17 protein-coding genes are annotated in these 16,697 nt (G+C 60.1%); 16 read left to right on the top strand and 1 reads right to left on the bottom strand.

Annotation, left to right across the window (positions count from 1 at the left end; genetic code table 11):
* Window positions 1–4 precede the first annotated feature (4 nt).
* Window positions 5–1,150: an iron-containing alcohol dehydrogenase gene (locus tag ACNQ62_RS11775; protein ID WP_037944829.1), complete on the top strand. Its 1,146-nt coding sequence runs from the start codon at window positions 5–7 to the stop codon at window positions 1,148–1,150.
* 152 nt (window positions 1,151–1,302) lie between these two features.
* Here the strand turns inward: ACNQ62_RS11775 and ACNQ62_RS11770 are convergent, their stop codons facing one another.
* Window positions 1,303–2,421: a Do family serine endopeptidase gene (locus tag ACNQ62_RS11770; RefSeq protein WP_005849719.1), complete on the bottom strand. Its 1,119-nt coding sequence runs from the start codon at window positions 2,419–2,421 to the stop codon at window positions 1,303–1,305.
* Window positions 2,422–2,578: 157 nt separating this feature from the next.
* Here ACNQ62_RS11770 and ACNQ62_RS11765 point away from each other — a divergent pair, with 157 nt between their 5' ends.
* The 15 genes from ACNQ62_RS11765 (at window position 2,579) to moaD (ending at window position 16,696) form a co-directional block, all read left to right on the top strand.
* Window positions 2,579–3,250, top strand: a complete 672-nt coding sequence (locus ACNQ62_RS11765; RefSeq protein WP_005849717.1) for a response regulator transcription factor — start codon at window positions 2,579–2,581, stop codon at window positions 3,248–3,250.
* The gene (locus ACNQ62_RS11760; protein WP_418094931.1) at window positions 3,247–4,590 is read left to right on the top strand and encodes a sensor histidine kinase; all 1,344 of its coding nucleotides are present in this window, start codon (window positions 3,247–3,249) and stop codon (window positions 4,588–4,590) included. Before ACNQ62_RS11765 ends, ACNQ62_RS11760 begins: the two co-directional genes overlap by 4 nt.
* A 111-nt stretch (window positions 4,591–4,701) precedes the next feature.
* Window positions 4,702–6,117 carry a cytochrome ubiquinol oxidase subunit I gene (locus ACNQ62_RS11755; RefSeq protein WP_260003697.1) on the top strand — a complete coding sequence of 472 codons (1,416 nt, stop codon included), beginning with the start codon at window positions 4,702–4,704 and terminating at the stop codon, window positions 6,115–6,117.
* A 10-nt stretch (window positions 6,118–6,127) separates the two neighbouring features.
* The gene (cydB, locus tag ACNQ62_RS11750; protein WP_005849712.1) at window positions 6,128–7,135 is read left to right on the top strand and encodes a cytochrome d ubiquinol oxidase subunit II; all 1,008 of its coding nucleotides are present in this window, start codon (window positions 6,128–6,130) and stop codon (window positions 7,133–7,135) included.
* Complete coding sequence (locus tag ACNQ62_RS11745) at window positions 7,135–7,245, top strand: DUF2474 family protein (RefSeq protein ID WP_005849709.1); 111 nt, start codon at window positions 7,135–7,137, stop codon at window positions 7,243–7,245. Before cydB ends, ACNQ62_RS11745 begins: the two co-directional genes overlap by 1 nt.
* 119 nt (window positions 7,246–7,364) lie before the next feature.
* Window positions 7,365–8,327 (top strand): NADPH:quinone oxidoreductase family protein, encoded by a 963-nt coding sequence (locus ACNQ62_RS11740; protein WP_009825263.1) that lies wholly within the window; start codon window positions 7,365–7,367, stop codon window positions 8,325–8,327.
* A 139-nt stretch (window positions 8,328–8,466) separates the two neighbouring features.
* Window positions 8,467–8,991 carry a CoxG family protein gene (locus tag ACNQ62_RS11735; protein ID WP_064215833.1) on the top strand — a complete coding sequence of 175 codons (525 nt, stop codon included), beginning with the start codon at window positions 8,467–8,469 and terminating at the stop codon, window positions 8,989–8,991.
* Window positions 8,992–9,056: 65 nt separating this feature from the next.
* Window positions 9,057–9,986 carry an ABC transporter ATP-binding protein gene (locus ACNQ62_RS11730; RefSeq protein ID WP_418094930.1) on the top strand — a complete coding sequence of 310 codons (930 nt, stop codon included), beginning with the start codon at window positions 9,057–9,059 and terminating at the stop codon, window positions 9,984–9,986.
* Complete coding sequence (locus ACNQ62_RS11725) at window positions 9,983–10,744, top strand: ABC transporter permease (RefSeq protein WP_418094929.1); 762 nt, start codon at window positions 9,983–9,985, stop codon at window positions 10,742–10,744. Before ACNQ62_RS11730 ends, ACNQ62_RS11725 begins: the two co-directional genes overlap by 4 nt.
* Before the next feature lie 52 nt (window positions 10,745–10,796).
* Window positions 10,797–11,594, top strand: a complete 798-nt coding sequence (locus ACNQ62_RS11720; RefSeq protein WP_286759866.1) for a S49 family peptidase — start codon at window positions 10,797–10,799, stop codon at window positions 11,592–11,594.
* Window positions 11,595–11,767: 173 nt separating this feature from the next.
* Window positions 11,768–12,721 (top strand): calcium/sodium antiporter, encoded by a 954-nt coding sequence (locus tag ACNQ62_RS11715; RefSeq protein ID WP_005849697.1) that lies wholly within the window; start codon window positions 11,768–11,770, stop codon window positions 12,719–12,721.
* A gap of 12 nt (window positions 12,722–12,733) precedes the next feature.
* Window positions 12,734–13,513, top strand: a complete 780-nt coding sequence (locus tag ACNQ62_RS11710; RefSeq protein WP_064215835.1) for an SDR family oxidoreductase — start codon at window positions 12,734–12,736, stop codon at window positions 13,511–13,513.
* A 284-nt stretch (window positions 13,514–13,797) separates the two neighbouring features.
* On the top strand, window positions 13,798–15,663 hold the full coding sequence (gene uvrC / locus ACNQ62_RS11705; protein WP_064215836.1) for an excinuclease ABC subunit UvrC: 1,866 nt from the start codon (window positions 13,798–13,800) through the stop codon (window positions 15,661–15,663).
* 122 nt (window positions 15,664–15,785) lie between these two features.
* Window positions 15,786–16,451: a CDP-diacylglycerol--glycerol-3-phosphate 3-phosphatidyltransferase gene (pgsA, locus tag ACNQ62_RS11700; RefSeq protein ID WP_005849692.1), complete on the top strand. Its 666-nt coding sequence runs from the start codon at window positions 15,786–15,788 to the stop codon at window positions 16,449–16,451.
* Window positions 16,451–16,696 (top strand): molybdopterin converting factor subunit 1, encoded by a 246-nt coding sequence (gene moaD, locus ACNQ62_RS11695; RefSeq protein ID WP_064215838.1) that lies wholly within the window; start codon window positions 16,451–16,453, stop codon window positions 16,694–16,696. Before pgsA ends, moaD begins: the two co-directional genes overlap by 1 nt.
* Window position 16,697: the final 1 nt, after the last annotated feature.

Here is a 16,697-nt window from a genome sequence, read left to right as displayed (position 1 = left end):
CCTTATGGCACTGCAAAACAACTGGTCCTACCCCACCGCCATCCGCTTTGGCGCGGGCCGTATTTCTGAAATCGGAGAGGCCTGCGTGGCCACGGGGATGAAAAACCCCTTGCTGGTGACGGACAAGGGCCTTGCCTCGATGGAGATCACGACCCGCACGCTGGACCTGCTGGACGGCGCAGGCTTTGGCCGCGCGATGTTCTCGGAAGTGGACGCGAACCCGACCGAGCTGAACCTCGAGGCGGGGCTGAAGGTCTACCGCGAGGGCGGGCATGATGGTGTGATCGCCTTTGGCGGTGGCTCTGGTCTTGATCTGGGCAAGATGGTCGCCTTCATGGCGGGACAGTCGCGGCCTGTGTGGGATTACGAAGATGTGGGCGATTGGTGGACCCGCGCCGATGCCGATGCCATCGCGCCGATCATCGCCGTGCCCACAACCGCCGGTACCGGGTCCGAAGTGGGGCGCGCGTCGGTGCTGACCAACTCTGAAACCCATGTGAAAAAGATCATTTTCCACCCCAAGGTGCTGCCCAGCATCGTGATCTGCGATCCTGAGCTGACGGTGGGGATGCCCAAACATATCACCGCAGGCACCGGCCTTGATGCCTTTGCCCATTGCGTCGAGGCGTTTAGCAGCCCGCATTACCACCCCATGTCGCAGGGTATCGCGCTGGAGGGCATGCGGTTGGTTATCGACTATCTGCCGCGCGCCTATGCGGATGGAAACGACATCGAAGCGCGCGCGCAGCTTATGTCGGCGGCGGCGATGGGGGCGACGGCGTTCCAGAAGGGTCTGGGCGCGATCCACGCCATGAGCCATCCGATCGGCGCGGTGTTCAACACGCACCACGGCACCACCAATGCGGTCTGCATGCCCGCGGTGCTGGACCTGAACGAGCCTGAAATCCGCGAACGCTTTGACCGCGCGGCAGGGTATCTGGGGATCGACGGCGGCTATGACGGCTTCCGTGCCTTCGTGCAGGAGTTCAACGACAGCTTCGGTATCCCGCGCAAACTGTCGGAAATGGGCGTGAGCGCAGACCGGATCGACGATCTGGTCGCGATGGCGCTTGAAGATCCGTCTTGCGGTGGCAACCCTGTGACATTGACCACGGAAAACCTGCGCAAGCTGTTCGAGGCGACAATCTAAACTTCCGTAGAGGGCCCAAAAGAAAACCACCCCCGACGGTCTGCGTCGGAGGTGGTCTGCCGCACCGGGGGGACGGGCGGTGGGGCCCGCCGCGTTGGGGAACGCGGTCGGGCAAATCCAGCAGGGAACGAGGTAAGCCCGCTGGAAGACGCTTACGCTTTTTGATCGGCCAATGTGCCGATGGTGACCGTCCGCGTGACCTCTTTGCCCTTGTGCAGGACCATGACCTCGGCTTTGGCTTCCGGATCGGTTTCGGCCACAGCGCGGGTCAGGTCGCGCAGTTCCTTGATCTCTGTGTCGTTGAACGACAGGATGATATCACCTTTCTCAAGACCCGCTTTCTTGGCCGGGCTGTCATCGCCGATAGCTTCGATCACCGCCCCTTTCGGCGCGTCCAGCCCCAGCACTTGCGCGACCTCTGCCGTCATCGGACGGATTTGAACGCCAAGCCAGCCGCGGGTGATTTCCCCGTCGTCGGACAGGTCGGCTACGATGTCCTGCACCAGGTCGGATGGTACGGAAAAGCCGATCCCGACAGAGCCGCCATCAGGCGACAGGATCGCCGTGTTCACGCCAATCACTTCGCCCGCGTTATTGAACAGCGGCCCGCCGGAGTTGCCACGGTTGATCGCCGCATCGGTCTGGATAAAGTCATCATAGGGGCCTGCGTTGATATTGCGCGACTTGGCCGAGATGATGCCGGTGGTGACCGTGCCACCCAGACCAAAGGGGTTGCCCATAGCGACCACCTCGTCGCCGACGCGCATGTCATCGGAAGACCCGAATTTCACCGCTGGAAGGTCCACATCCGCTTCGACCTTGAGCACGGCAATATCTGTCAGCACATCGCTGCCGACCACCTTGGCGTCAAAGCTGCGGCCATCGGCCAGCTTGACCTTGACCGTGTCGGCACCGGTGACAACGTGGTTGTTCGTGACGATCATTCCGTCCTTGGACACGATAAAGCCCGACCCAAGCCCGTGCATCGGCTGTGCGCCAGCCGGTCCTTGTGGCATCAGTTGTTCAAAACGTTTGCGCAGTTCCTCTGGCATGCCTTCGGGCAGTTGAACCTGCGCGCTGGCCTGCTCTGCCGTGCCGGTGACCTCGATAAATACAACAGCGGGTGAGATTTGTTCGACCAGATCGGCATAGCCGCCGGCGGGCACCGCCAGAGCCGCCGACGGGGCAAGCGTCATGGCCGAGGTAGAGGCGAGGGCCGCTGCGAGCACAAAGGGTGCTGCGCGGCGGGGGGAGGAGAAAAGAGATGTCATGCATGGTTCCTTCGTCTTCAGGGATGACACCCAAATGGCAGCCCATTCTAACAGCGGGTTTTTGCGGGCTATACAAATGTGTAAACTTGTCTCTCGCAGGTGGCAGCACGCCCTATATCAGGTATCGAAGGATCAAAGCCTCAATGGACCATTGTATATGAAACTGCTTGTCGTCGAAGATGATGCCACCACCGGAACCTATATCGCGCGGGGGTTGCGCGAAGAAGGGCATACCGTTGATCTTGTCGCCGAAGGGCGCGAGGGGCTGATACAGGCGACCTCGGGCGCTTACGACGTGCTGATCGTCGACCGGATGCTGCCAGAGATCGACGGGCTGACGCTGGTCAAGACCTTGCGTGGCGCGGGTAACCTGACGCCGGTGCTGTTTCTGACTGCCATGGGCAGCGTCGATGATCGTATCAGCGGATTGAACGCAGGCGGCGACGACTATCTTGTCAAACCCTTCGCCTTTGGCGAGCTTTCGGCGCGTGTCACCGCTCTCGCACGGCGCCCCCAAGCGATGGAGCAGGAAACCGTGCTGCGTGCAGGCGATCTTGAAATGCAACTGATCACACGCAAGGTGACCCGCGCCGGACAGGAGATCGACCTGCTGCCTCGTGAATTTGCTCTGCTTGAACATCTGCTGCGTCGCAAGGGCAGGGTGCAGACCCGGACCATGTTGCTTGAGGCGGTCTGGGACATCAGCTTTGACCCGATGACCAACGTTGTCGAAACCCACATCAGCCGTTTGCGGGCCAAGGTGGACAAACCCTTTGACCGCGAGCTGATCCAGACCGTGCGCGGTGCCGGCTACCGGATCGACGGATGATTGCGCGGCTGGCGCAGCTATGGCGGTCCATGCCGGTGCGGTTGGCGCTGCTGCTGGTCTTGCTGTTCTCGACCGTCAGTCTGATGGGGTTGGCGGCCAGCTATGCGGTGACGCAGAATTCATTTGAAACCGCGATCCGTGCGGATCTTGAACAGGATATCGCGGGCTTTCGCGCGGCCCCCAATGCCCGCGCCGTGGCCCTGTTGGTGGACGCTGAATCGCGCGACGCCGATCCCAGCCGCGTTGTGCTCAGCTATATCACCCCGTCGGGGCGTATCTATGGCAACGGGGCCATCGCGCGGGATGACGAAGGCTATCATATCGTGTCGCTGGCCGAAGGACGGGCCGAATATGACGGGGTCTACCTGTCGCTGACAACGCCGCTTTATGGCGGGCAGCTGACCGTCGCCCGCAGCCGCGCGCAGATCGAAGGGTTGCGCACGGTGTTCCTGAATATCCTGCTGATCAGCCTGCTGCCCACGGTGCTGGTCGCCTTGTCGGGCGGGCTTTATCTGGCGCGGCGCAGCAAGCGGCATGTGGATGTTATCGGGCGCACGCTGGATGACCTTACGACCGGCGATCTAGCCGCGCGGGTGACCGTGTCGCCGGGGTGGGCCGATGATCTGCAACGTATCGGCAGCAAAGTGAACCAGATGGCAGGCGCACAAGAGGCGCAAACCCAGATGCTGCGGCAGGTATCGTCGGACATTGCGCATGACCTCAAGACACCGATCCAGCGCGTTGCGGTGCATCTGGACGATCTGGCGCGCAGCCTGCCCGAAGACACCGACGAAGGCATCTTGCTGGCCAAGGCGCAGGAGGAGGTCGCGGGCATCGCTTCGGTCTTTCAATCGCTGCTACAAATCGCTTCGGTCGAGGCGGGGTCACCCAAGACGCATTTCGCGTCTGTCGATCTGAACCAGCTTTGCGAGACCCTCACCGAAGTGTACGAGCCCGCCGCCGCGGCCAATCACCAGCAGTTGCACAGCGTCGTGCCCGACGCGCAAATCACCGTCTCGGGCGATAAGAACCTGTTGGGGCAGATGATGTCGAACCTGCTGGAAAATGCCATGCGCCACACGCCCGAGGGCAGCGAGATCACCATGACGCTTTCCCGTACGCAGGGGCGGCCTGTGATCGAGGTGGCTGACAATGGCCCCGGCATCCCCGAAGACGCGCGCGACAAAGTGCTGCGCCGCTTGTACCGATTGGATGCCAGTCGCCACACGCCGGGCAACGGGCTGGGGCTCAGCCTTGTGGAGGGGGTGGTAAAACTGCACGGCGGGCAGATCGCGCTGCTGGACAACGCGCCGGGGCTTCTTGTGCGCATCACCCTATAGCACGCCCGTCTTCTGCGGCGATTTGAGCATGTGACTTATGGGGGGCGCAGCGCTATCTAGGATGTAAGGGCCGAAACCCGTTGTTTTTGGCCATTCACTACGAGGTACGACATGCTTGATGGGTTTTCCGCCGAGGTTCTGGCACGGGTCCAATTCGCCTTTACCGTTTCGTTTCACATTATCTTTCCGGCGTTCTCGATCGGGTTGGCTAGCTTTCTGGCGGTGGTGAATGCGCTTTGGCTTTGGACCAAGGACGAAACCTACAGGGTGCTTTTCGACTACTGGAAAAAGATATTTGCCGTGGCCTTTGGCATGGGCGTCGTGTCGGGCATTGTGATGTCCTATCAATTCGGCACCAACTGGTCGGTCTTCTCTGACAAGGCGGGGCCGGTGGTCGGGCCGCTGATGGCCTATGAGGTGCTGTCGGCCTTCTTCCTAGAGGCCGGCTTTCTGGGCATCATGCTGTTTGGTCTGAAACGGGTCGGGCCGGGGCTGCATATGTTTGCCACAGCGATGGTTGCCTTTGGCACGTTGCTTTCGGCCACTTGGATCCTGTCGGTGAACAGCTGGATGCAGACCCCTGCGGGCTATGGCATTAACGACGTGGGGCAGTTCATTCCGCTGGATTGGTGGAAGATCGTCTTCAACCCGTCGTTCCCCTATCGTTTGCTGCATATGGTGCTGGCGGCTTATCTGACGACGGCGCTGGTTGTGGGCGCTGTGGGTGCGTGGCATTTGCTGAAGGACAATCAGGGGCCTGCATCGCGCCGCATGTTCTCTATGGCGATGTGGATGCTGCTGCTGGTCACCCCCTTGCAGATCGCGGCAGGGGATTTCCACGGTATCAACACGCTAGAGCATCAGCCCGCCAAGGTCATGGCGATGGAGGGGCATTTCGACAGCCACCCCGACGGCGCGCCGCTGATCCTGTTCGGCATCCCCAATCAGGCAGAAAAACGGGTCGATTACGCCATCGAGGTGCCGAAACTGTCGTCGCTGATCCTCAAACATGACCTGAACGCGCCGCTGGCCGGATTGGACACGATCCCTGACGAGGACGAGCCGCCGGTTGCCATCGTCTTTTTCTCGTTCCGTGTGATGGTGGGGCTTGGTTTTGCCATGCTGGGCTTTGGCCTTTGGGGCGGGATCGCGCGCTGGCGCGGGACGCTGCACAGCTCGCGCTGGTTGCATCGGGCGGCGATCGTCATGGGGCCGATGGGCTTTGTCGCGGTGCTGGCCGGTTGGATCACGACCGAGGTCGGGCGTCAGCCCTTTACCGTCTACGGGCTGCTGCGCACCAGTGACAGCCTTGCGCCAGTCAGCGCGCCTGCGGTTGGTGCATCGTTGATCTCTTTCATCGTGGTCTATTTCTTCGTCTTCGGGGCGGGGGTTTTCTATATCCTCGGACTGATGCGCAAACGCCCCCATGTGGGCGCGCAGGAAGAGCTCACCGACGGGCCGGTGCGGGCGGCGGGGACGACTCCGGTGGCGCAGGACAAGACCCAAGACATAGCAGCGTCAGAGTAGGAGACAGCAGATGTTTGGATTAGAGCTTTCGTTTATCTGGGCCGGCATCATCGCGCTTGCGGTGCTGATCTATGTCATCCTCGACGGGTTCGACCTTGGGGTCGGGCTGCTGTTCCCGCTGTCCAAGGACGAGGGCGAACGCGATGTGATGATGAACTCTGTCGCGCCGATCTGGGACGGCAATGAAACGTGGCTGGTTCTGGGCGGCGGCGGTTTGTTCGCCGTCTTCCCGCTGGCCTATGCCACGGTGATGCCCGCGCTTTATATGCCGATCATCCTGATGCTGCTGGGGCTGGTCTTTCGTGGCGTCGCTTTTGAATACCGCTGGCGCACGGTGCGCGGCAAACATCTGTGGGACATCTCGTTTTTCGGGGGCTCGCTGGTGGCCTCCATGTGTCAGGGGATCGCGCTTGGCGCGCTGGTGCAGGGGATCGAGATCGAGAACCGCGCCTATGCCGGCGGCTGGTGGGACTGGCTGACGCCCTTCTCTGTCCTGACCGGTTTCGCGGTGACCGTCGGCTATGCGATGCTGGGCGCGACTTGGCTGAACATGAAGCTCGAGGGCCGTATTCAGGCGCATATGCGGCGGCTGGCTTGGCCTTTCGCCATTGCAACACTGGTGTTCATGGGGCTCGTCAGCCTTTGGACGCCCTTCCTGAATGACGCCTTCTTTGGCCGCTGGTTCGCCTTTCCGACCGCGATCTTCAGCTTTCTGGTGCCTGCCTTGGTGGCCGCGGCCGTCTATGGGCTGTTCCACGGGCTGCAACGCCACTGGGACGTGACGCCGTTCCTCTGCGCGCTGGCGCTGTTCGTGCTGGGCTTTATCGGGATCGGGATCAGCTTCTACCCCTATATCGTGCCTTCCTCGCTGACCATCGTCGAGGCCGCGGCACCTGACAGCAGCCTCAAGTTTGCCTTGGTCGGCACCTTGGTCCTGCTGCCGATGATCCTGTCTTACACGATCTATACCTACTGGGTGTTCCGCGGGAAGATCGACCCCGAAGAGGGCTACCACTGATGCGACGCAACTGGATGACACGCACCGGGTGGTTTGTCCTGATCTGGGTGCTGAGCGTCGCAGCGCTTGGGTTGGTGGCCTATGGGATCCGGCTGATGATCATGCCCTGAGGGGGGCATGGCGGGGCCAGGCATCTGCCGTTGGGTAATTTCACAAGGGCCGGGGCAAGGGGGTTGCAAAGCCGCCAATGCTCTGGCCCTTTTGCGTGAAATAGCAAAAGGATCCCCCGATGCGCGCCATGCAAGTCACCGCCTATGACCAGCCCCTGTCCGAACAAGAGCTGGAAATGCCCGTCCCCGCCGCTGGCGAAGTGTTGATCAAGGTCGATGCCTGCGGGTTGAACTTTGGTGACCTGCTGATGATCAAGGGCACCTATCAGCAAAAGCCGGATCTGCCCTTCACGCTGGGGATGGAGCTTTCGGGCAGCGTCGCCGCCGTGGGGGAGGGCGTGACCGATCTGGCCGTTGGTCAAAGGATCGCAGCCTATAGCGGTCTGCTGGGGCTGGCCGAATATGCCGCCATTCCCGCCAATGTCTGCGTGCCGATCCCCGACGATATGCCGGCCGAGGATGCCGCGGCCTTTCTTGTGGCCTATGGCACCAGCCATGTGGCGCTGGACTATAAGGCGCGGCTGCAACCGGGGGAACGTCTGCTGGTGCTGGGGGCCTCGGGCGGGGTCGGGCTGACCGCGGTGGAGCTGGGCAAGCTCATGGGGGCAGAGGTCATCGCCTGCGCCCGTGGTGCGGCCAAGCTGGAGATTTGCCGCGCTGCCGGGGCCGACCATCTGATCGATTCAGAAACCGATGACATCCGCGAGGTGGTGAAATCCTTGGGCGGGGCAGATGTGGTCTATGACCCGATCGGCGGCGACCAGTTCAAGGCGGCGCTGCGGGCCTGCAACCCCGAGGCCCGAATCCTGCCGCTTGGGTTTGCCTCGGGCGAGGTGCCGCAGATCCCTGCCAATATCCTGCTGGTCAAGAACATCGACGTGCTGGGTTTTTTCTGGGGCGGGTACAAGAACTTCAAACCGCAGGTGCTGACAGACAGCTTCAAGGTGCTGATTGACTGGTATAGCGCGGGCAAGCTGAAACCCCATGTGAGCCACGTGCTGCCGCTGGATCAAGCGAACGAAGCGCTGGATCTGCTGCGCACGCGCAAGGCGACGGGCAAGGTTATCGTACGGGTCAGCTAGGGTCTGCGATTTATTGGCGATGTGGCGACTGTTGAGGTCTTTAGCGGCCCTATCGCAAAAGCCGGACCCGCGCGTTTGACCTTGGCGTTGCCAATTGATGTGCGCTAGGTTGTCGCAAAGCCATCAACGGAGAGCCCCCATGAAAATGTCAGAGACCCGCCAGATCGCAGCCAGCCCGGCAGAGGTATATGCCGCGCTGCTGGACCCTGACATGCTGATCAAATGCGTCCCCGGCGCGACCGAGGTGACCGGTTCGCCGGAAGAAGGGTTCGAGGCGACCGTGGTGCAGAAGGTCGGCCCCGTCAAAGCCACGTTCAAGGGGCAGGTCACTATGACCGATATGGTGCCTGACCAGTCGATCAAGATCAGCGGCGAAGGCAAAGGCGGTGCTGCGGGCTTTGCCAAGGGCGAGGCGGACGTGACGCTGGCTGCTGTCGATGGCGGGACCGAGCTTTCCTATGACGTCGAGGCCAAGGTCGGCGGCAAGCTTGCGCAGCTTGGCAGCCGGATCATCGACGGGTTTGCCAAAAAGATGGCGGACCAGTTCTTTAACAACCTGCAAGAAACGCTTGAGGGCCCAGCCGAGGATGCGCCGGCGGAAGCGGCAGAGGCAGCGGATGCACCAGCCGAGAAAAAGGGCTGGTTCGGCCGCAGCAAAAGCTGACGGGTAGGGCCTGTTCACTTTGGGATAATCAGTCTAGTTTCCGGCCAACAACACCGGAGACGCCCATGCCTGACATCGTAAAGATCACCGACCTGCGCAAGGCCTATGCAGATGGGTTCGAGGCGCTGAAAAGCGTGTCGCTGAACATCCGAGAGGGCGAAATCCTTGCCCTGCTTGGCCCTAATGGCGCAGGGAAAACAACACTTATTTCAACCATTTGCGGGATCACGACCGGCACAGGCGGTAGCGTCACTGTGGGCGGTTTCGACACGGTAAACGACTACCGTGGTGCGCGGTCGATGATCGGGCTGGTACCGCAAGAGATCAACCTTGAACCCTTTGAAAAAGTCATCAGCACTGTGCGTTTCTCGCGTGGGTTGTTTGGGAAACCCAAGGATGATGCAGCAGTTGAAAAGATCCTGCGGCAGCTATCGCTTTGGGACAAGAAAGACAGCCAGATCCGCGCCTTGTCGGGCGGGATGAAACGTCGTGTCTTGATTGCCAAGGCATTGGCGCACGAGCCCCGCGTCCTGTTCTTGGACGAACCCACCGCCGGCGTCGACGTAGAACTGCGCCGCGATATGTGGAACATCGTCGCGGATCTGAAAACCAGCGGCGTGACCATCATCCTCACCACCCACTATATCGAGGAAGCCGAGGCGATTGCCGATCGGATCGGTGTGATCGCCCATGGCGAGCTGCTGCTGGTCGAGGATAAAGACACGTTGATGTCACGCATGGGGAAAAAGCAGTTGGTGGTGCAGCTGACCCAACCGATTGACGCGATCCCCGACAGTCTTGTCTCTGATGCGCTGACCCTGTCCGACGACGGGCACGCGTTGATCTATTCCTATGACACGCGGGCAGAGCGGACGGGCATCACCAAGCTCTTGTCCGATGTCGCGGCCGCGGGGCTTGTGCTGTCTGATCTTGAGACGTCGCAAAGCAGTCTTGAGGATATTTTTGTCGATCTGGTCAAGGAGGACGCGGCATGAACTGGATCGCAGTCAAATCCATCTACACGTTTGAAATGGCGCGCTTCTTTCGCACCATCACGCAGAGTCTGATCTCTCCGGTGTTGTCGACATCGCTGTATTTCGTGGTGTTCGGCGCGGCGATCGGCAGCCGCATCCAAGAGGTCGAAGGCATCAGCTATGGCGCGTTCATCGTACCGGGGCTGATCATGCTGAGCGTGATCACGCAATCGATCTCGAACGCGTCCTTTGGCATCTATTTCCCCAAGTTCATCGGCACCGTGTTCGAACTTTTATCCGCGCCAGTTAACTTTATCGAAATTGTCTGTGGCTATGTCGGGGCTGCGGCGACCAAGGCACTGTTTATCGGGGTGATCATCCTGCTCACGGCGTTCTTCTTTGTGGACATCACCATTCAGCATCCGATCTGGATGGTGGCTTTTCTGGTGCTGACCTGCATCAGCTTTTCGCTGATGGGCTTCATCATCGGGATCTGGGCGGGCAACTTTGAACAGTTGCAGCTTGTGCCGCTGTTGATTGTGACGCCCTTGGTCTTCCTTGGGGGATCGTTCTATTCGATCTCTATGCTGCCGCCGGTGTGGCAGGTGATCTCTCACTTTAACCCGGTGGTGTATCTGATCTCGGGCTTCCGCTGGGCCTTCTTCGGATCGGCGGATGTGCCGATTGTGACGAGCCTTTTGGCCATCGCGGGCTTTACGGTGCTGTGTCTTGCGGTGATCGGTTGGATTTTCCGTACCGGCTGGCGGATTAGGCAGTAAGTATCGGGTGCCCTCCTTGTTTGCAGGTATGGTGCACTCTACATGGGAAGGTATGAGAAAATACCTTCCCTTTTTGGCCTCCCGTCCGACGGTTTCCGTGGTGCGACTGTCCGGCGTGATCGGGGGCCGCACCCGTGGTGGCCTGAACGACAGCGGCATTGGCCCCGCCATCGACAAAGCATTCAACCGCGGCAAACCCGCGGCTGTGGTTCTGGAAATCAGCAGTCCCGGCGGTAGCCCGGTGCAATCGTCGTTGATCGGCGCGCGCATCCGGCGTCTGGCTGAGGAAAAGAACATCCCCGTCATCGCCTTTGTCGAAGATGTCGCGGCCTCTGGCGGCTATTGGCTGGCCGCGGCTGCGGATGAAATCTATGCCGATCCCAGTTCCGTTCTGGGGTCCATCGGTGTGATTTCGGCGTCTTTTGGTGCGGATGAATTTATCCAACGCCACGGGGTAGAGCGGCGGGTTTATACTGCGGGCCAGTCCAAATCCATGCTCGACCCGTTCCGCCCTGAAAAGCCCGAAGATGTCGCGCGGTTGAAGCAACTGCTGGAGGATATCCACGGGAACTTCATCGATCACGTCACATCACGCCGCGGGAGCAAGCTTTCCTCTGAAACTGACCTGTTCACCGGAGAGGTCTGGCTGGCGAAACGCGCCACCGAGCTGGGGCTGATCGACGGCATCGGCCACCTGCGCCCGATGATCAAGCAACGTTTTGGCGACAAGGTGAAGTTCAACCGCTACGGCACCAAAAAGGGGCTGCTGTCCCGTTTTGGTGCGCAGATCATCGGCGACGCGGTCGACAGTATTGAAGAGCGCGCGGCCTATGCGCGGTTCGGGCTCTGACGCATGGTCTTTAAGATTGTCTTATTGTTTCTGGTCGCCATGGGCACGCTCGCATGGTTTGGAAAGATGCACTGGCTGGGCGGTAAGCGCCTGAGCCAGAAGAAATGTAATAATTGTGGACGCTATCGCATTGGGAAATCTCCCTGCGGATGCGGGGGTAAACGCGGATGATTATGCCTTGGGTTCTAAGTGTTTTGGGGCTGGTGATTTTGTTGCTGGCCGGGGATGCGTTGGTTAAGGGGGCGGTCAACCTGTCCTTGCGCCTCGGCGTGCCCGCTTTGATCGTCAGCCTGACGATTGTGGCGTTCGGGACGTCTGCGCCCGAATTGCTGGTGTCGATCAAGGCGGTGCTGGACGATTCACCGGGGATCGCATTGGGCAATGTCGTGGGGTCGAACACCGCCAACATCCTGCTGGTGCTCGGGGTGCCCGCCTTGCTGGCGACGATGCACACGTCAGAGTGTAGCACGCGCAAGACGTTCAACATGATGATCGCCGCTTCGGTGTTGTTCATCGGGCTGGCGTATCGTGGCGTTTTCGATTTCTGGGCGGGTTTCGTGTTGCTGGGGGCCTTGGCCTATGTGCTGTACGACATGTACCGCGACGGCAAAGAGCATCGCCGCGAATGTAAAAACGCTGCCGCCGCGGACCTGGAAGAGCCCGAAGGGGCCGATCCCGATATGCCGGGCTGGCGCATTGCGGTATTCCTTGTGCTCGGGTTGGTGGGTTTGCCCCTCGGGGCGGGGCTGCTGGTGGATAATGCGTCCATGATCGCGCGCGCCTACGGTGTGAGCGATACGGTCATCGGGCTGACGCTGGTGGCGATCGGAACCTCGATGCCCGAACTCGCCACGACTGTCATGGCTGCGCTGCGCCGTCAGGCTGATGTCGCCTTGGGTAACGTGATCGGGTCCAACCTGTTCAACCTGCTGGGCATTATCGGTATCGCGAGCCTTGTAGGGCCGATCCATGTTGATCCCGAATTCCTGCGGTTCGATCTGTGGGTCATGCTGGGGGCGTCGCTGCTGCTGATCCCCTTTGTGTATCTGGGGCGTGACATCAACCGCATCTGGGGCATCGTTCTATGTGCCGTCTATGCGGGCTATATGGCGGCTGTTCTGATCTAAAAGAGGTGCGGTATGAAACACGCGTTGGTAACCGGAGCCGGAGCCCGCTTGGGGCGTGCGATGGCGCTATATCTCGGGGATCGCGGGTATGACGTTGCGGTGCATTACAACAGCTCGTCCGACGGTGCCGACGAGGTTGTATCCGAGTTGAAGGCAAAGGGGCGGCAGGCTGTCGCCCTGCAAGCCGATCTGCTGGACGAGACCGCAACGCATGATCTGCTGCCACGCGCGGCAGGGGCGCTTGGCGGGCCGATCACCTGCCTTGTGAACAATGCGTCGATTTTTGAATACGACAATATTTCTACCGCGACAGAGGAAAGCTGGAACCGCCATATCGGCAGCAACCTGCGGGCACCTTTCATTCTGACGCAGGCCATGGCCGCGCAAGGCTTGGCTCCGGAGACTGACGCGCAGGACGAGCCCGTCGCCGTGGGGCTGATCATCAATATGCTGGACCAGCGTGTGCGCAAGCTCACGCCGGAGTTCATGACATATACCATCGGAAAAATGGGGTTGTGGGCGCTGACCCAGACATCTTCCCAAGCACTGGCACCGGCGATACGGGTCAATGCAATCGGTCCTGGGCCGACCCTGAAGGGGGCCAAGCAGACCGACGAACACTTTGCGCGGCAGCGGTCCAAGGTGATTCTCGAACGGGGGGCGAATCCCCGCGATATTACCGCTGCATTGGGCTATTTCCTTGATGCGCCGTCGGTCACGGGGCAGTTGATCTGCACTGACGGGGGGCAGCACCTAGGCTGGAAAACCCCCGACGCGCAAGGCCTAGAATAGGCTTTCCACGCAAGTTGTGCACCGCGGTCACGTCGGTAACAAAACCGTTACAAAAAGGGGCGTGTTTTCAGTGGGTTGGAAAGTGTTGATAAAAATAACATACAGAATCAATGACTTACATAAATGCCTAAAAATTAGGCAAACACCGGAAGCCCCATTAATACATGGGAAAATCCGCGCTGTTTGAAAGTTATCTGCAAGGTTATCCACAAGAGTCGTGGGTATGTTTAATCTTGTCCTACCGCTAACACTGTTGCAGCCAAAAGGTCCGAACGCTCGAATCAATGTCAGACGCTAACGAAAAACCGAAAACCGGCCATGAGGTGATTCAATCGTACCTGAAAACGATTGATGGCTCTCCTGGTGTGTACCGGATGCTCGATTCGGAAAGCCGTGTCCTTTACGTGGGCAAGGCGCGGAATCTGCGGGCGCGGGTAAGCAACTACGCGCGGCCGTCAGGTCATTCGGGCCGGATCGCGCGGATGATATCAAACACCGCGTCGATGATGTTTCTGACCACGAAGACAGAGACCGAGGCGTTGCTGCTTGAACAGAACCTGATCAAACAGCTCAAGCCGAAATTCAATGTGCTGCTGCGCGATGACAAGAGCTTTCCCAATATTCTGGTCACGGCCACGCATGATTATCCGCAGATCAAAAAGCACCGTGGGGCCAAAAAGGAAAAGGGCAATTACTACGGGCCCTTCGCCAGCGCCGGTGCGGTGAACCGTACGCTGAACCAGCTGCAACGGGTGTTCCTGCTACGCGATTGCTCTGACGCGATGTTCGAAAGCCGCTCGCGCCCCTGTTTGCAGCATCAGATCAAGCGCTGCTCTGCCCCCTGTGTGGGTAAGATTTCGCCCGAGGAATACCGCAAGACGGTGCAGGACGCGGAGAAATTCCTCAACGGTAAGTCCACCGATATTCAGGGCAGGCTGGCGACCGAGATGGCCGAGGCGTCGGAGGCGATGGAGTTTGAACGCGCCGCCGCCCTGCGCGACCGGATCAAGGCGCTGACGCAGGTGCAAACGGCACAGGGGATCAACCCGCAAGGCGTTGCGGAAGCGGATATTATCGCGCTGCACATGGATCAGGGGCAGGCTTGCGTGCAGGTCTTCTTTATCCGCGCCAACCAGAACTGGGGGAACCGCGACTACTACCCCCGTGTGGGCCCCGATGTGGATGCCGCCGAGGTGCTGGAGGCCTTTATCGGTCAGTTCTATGACACCCGCGAACCACCGCGTCAGTTGATCCTGTCGAACGACATCGAAAGCCCCGATCTGATGGTCGAGGCGCTGTCGGGGAAGCTGGGGCGTAAAGTTGATATCGTGGTCCCCAAACGTGGCGAAAAAGCAGAGCTGGTCGATGGGGCGCTGCGCAATGCGCGCGAATCTCTGGCGCGGAAACTGGCAGAGACAGCAACCCAGACGAACCTTCTTAAAGGTATCGCTGACGCCTTTGATCTGCCTGCGCCGCCGCAACGGATCGAGGTCTACGATAACTCCCACATCCAGGGGACGAACGCGGTTGGCGGTATGATTGTCGCCGGCCCCGACGGGATGATGAAAAACCAGTACCGCAAGTTCAACATTCGCGGCGATGACCTGACGCCGGGGGATGACTTTGGCATGATGAAAGAGGTGCTGACCCGCCGTTTCAAACGGTTGCTCAAGGAAGACCCGGACCGCAAACTAGGCATGTGGCCTGACCTGCTGTTGATCGACGGTGGTGCAGGGCAGGTGAGTGCTGTGGCATCCATCATGCGCGAATACGGGGTCGAGGATATTCCGATGGTCGGCGTGGCCAAAGGTGTGGATCGTGATGCGGGCAAAGAGGAGTTTTACCGCGTTGGCAAGCGCCCGATGGCCTTGCGGCATAATGATCCGGTTTTGTATTTCATCCAGCGTTTGCGCGACGAAGCCCACCGTTTCGCCATCGGCACCCACCGCGCCAAACGTGCCAAGGCCGTGGGGGCGACGCCCCTTGATGACGTGCCCGGCGTCGGTGCCGCCCGCAAGCGCGCGCTGTTGGCCCATTTCGGGTCAGCCAAGGCCGTTGGTCGCGCGAACTTGAGCGACTTGAAGGCGGTCGACGGGGTGTCGGTTGCTTTGGCCGAACGGATTTATGCGTTTTTCCATGAACGCGGATAGCCCAAAGTTTCAGCCTTCGGCCACGTGGTGGGGGCAGGACGCTCCGCGGGGAGTTTATTTTGCAAAATGAAGGCGATGTCTTGGCACTTTCCCCTGTCGTCTTGCCACTGTAGGGTGACGCTATGAAGTGGAATATCCCCAATATCCTGACGCTCTTGCGTCTTGTCGCGGCCCCGGGTGTGGCTGTGATGTTCTTGTATTTTACGCGTCCCTATGCGGACGCTTTGGCGATGTTCCTGTTTATCGCCGCAGCGGTCACCGATTGGTTTGACGGCTATCTTGCGCGCGCATGGGGGCAGGAAACCAAGCTGGGGACCATGCTGGACCCGATTGCCGACAAGGCGATGGTGGTGATTGCGCTGATGGTGATCGTCGCGTTTTCAAGCTGGTCGCCGTGGCTGGTGCTCCCTGCCACCGTGATCCTGTTTCGCGAAGTCTTCGTTTCGGGCCTGCGGGAGTTTCTGGGGGATGTGTCCGGCACCTTGAAGGTCACGGCGCTGGCCAAGTGGAAGACAACCGCGCAGATGGTCGCGATTGCTGTGCTGTTCGGGCAGGGGCTGTTTGAACACTACTTTGGCATGTCGATTTTCGGCATGGATAACGCCTTGGTCGGTGCCATACTCTCGGGTGAGGAAGAGGACGTTCTAGGGCTCACCTGGAAGTTCCACGGGATGATCTGGGCCGGCCGGATCGGGTTGGTGCTGCTTTGGATCGCGGCGGCGCTGACGGCGATCACCGGCTATGATTATCTGCGCAAATCCATGCCCCATCTGGTGGAGCCACGCTGATGAATATCTTGTATTTTGCATGGGTTCGCGAACGTATCGGGCTGCCTCGTGAGAAGGTCGATACGTCCGCCCGCACTGTCCTAGACCTTGTAGAGGAACTGCGCGCGCGCGAAGAGCGCTATGCGGTCGCCTTTTCCGATCTGTCCGGCCTGCGTGTCGCCGTGGATCAGGAACTTGCCGATTTCGATGCCTCTTTGGAAGGGGTGCGCGAAGTGGCGTTTTTCCCGCCGATGACAGGGGGTTGAG

Source organism: Sulfitobacter sp. SBS6, assembly GCF_048285585.1.
GTDB classification, from domain to species: Bacteria; Pseudomonadota; Alphaproteobacteria; order Rhodobacterales; family Rhodobacteraceae; genus Sulfitobacter; species Sulfitobacter pontiacus.
This window is presented reverse-complemented; position numbering and strand designations above follow the sequence as displayed.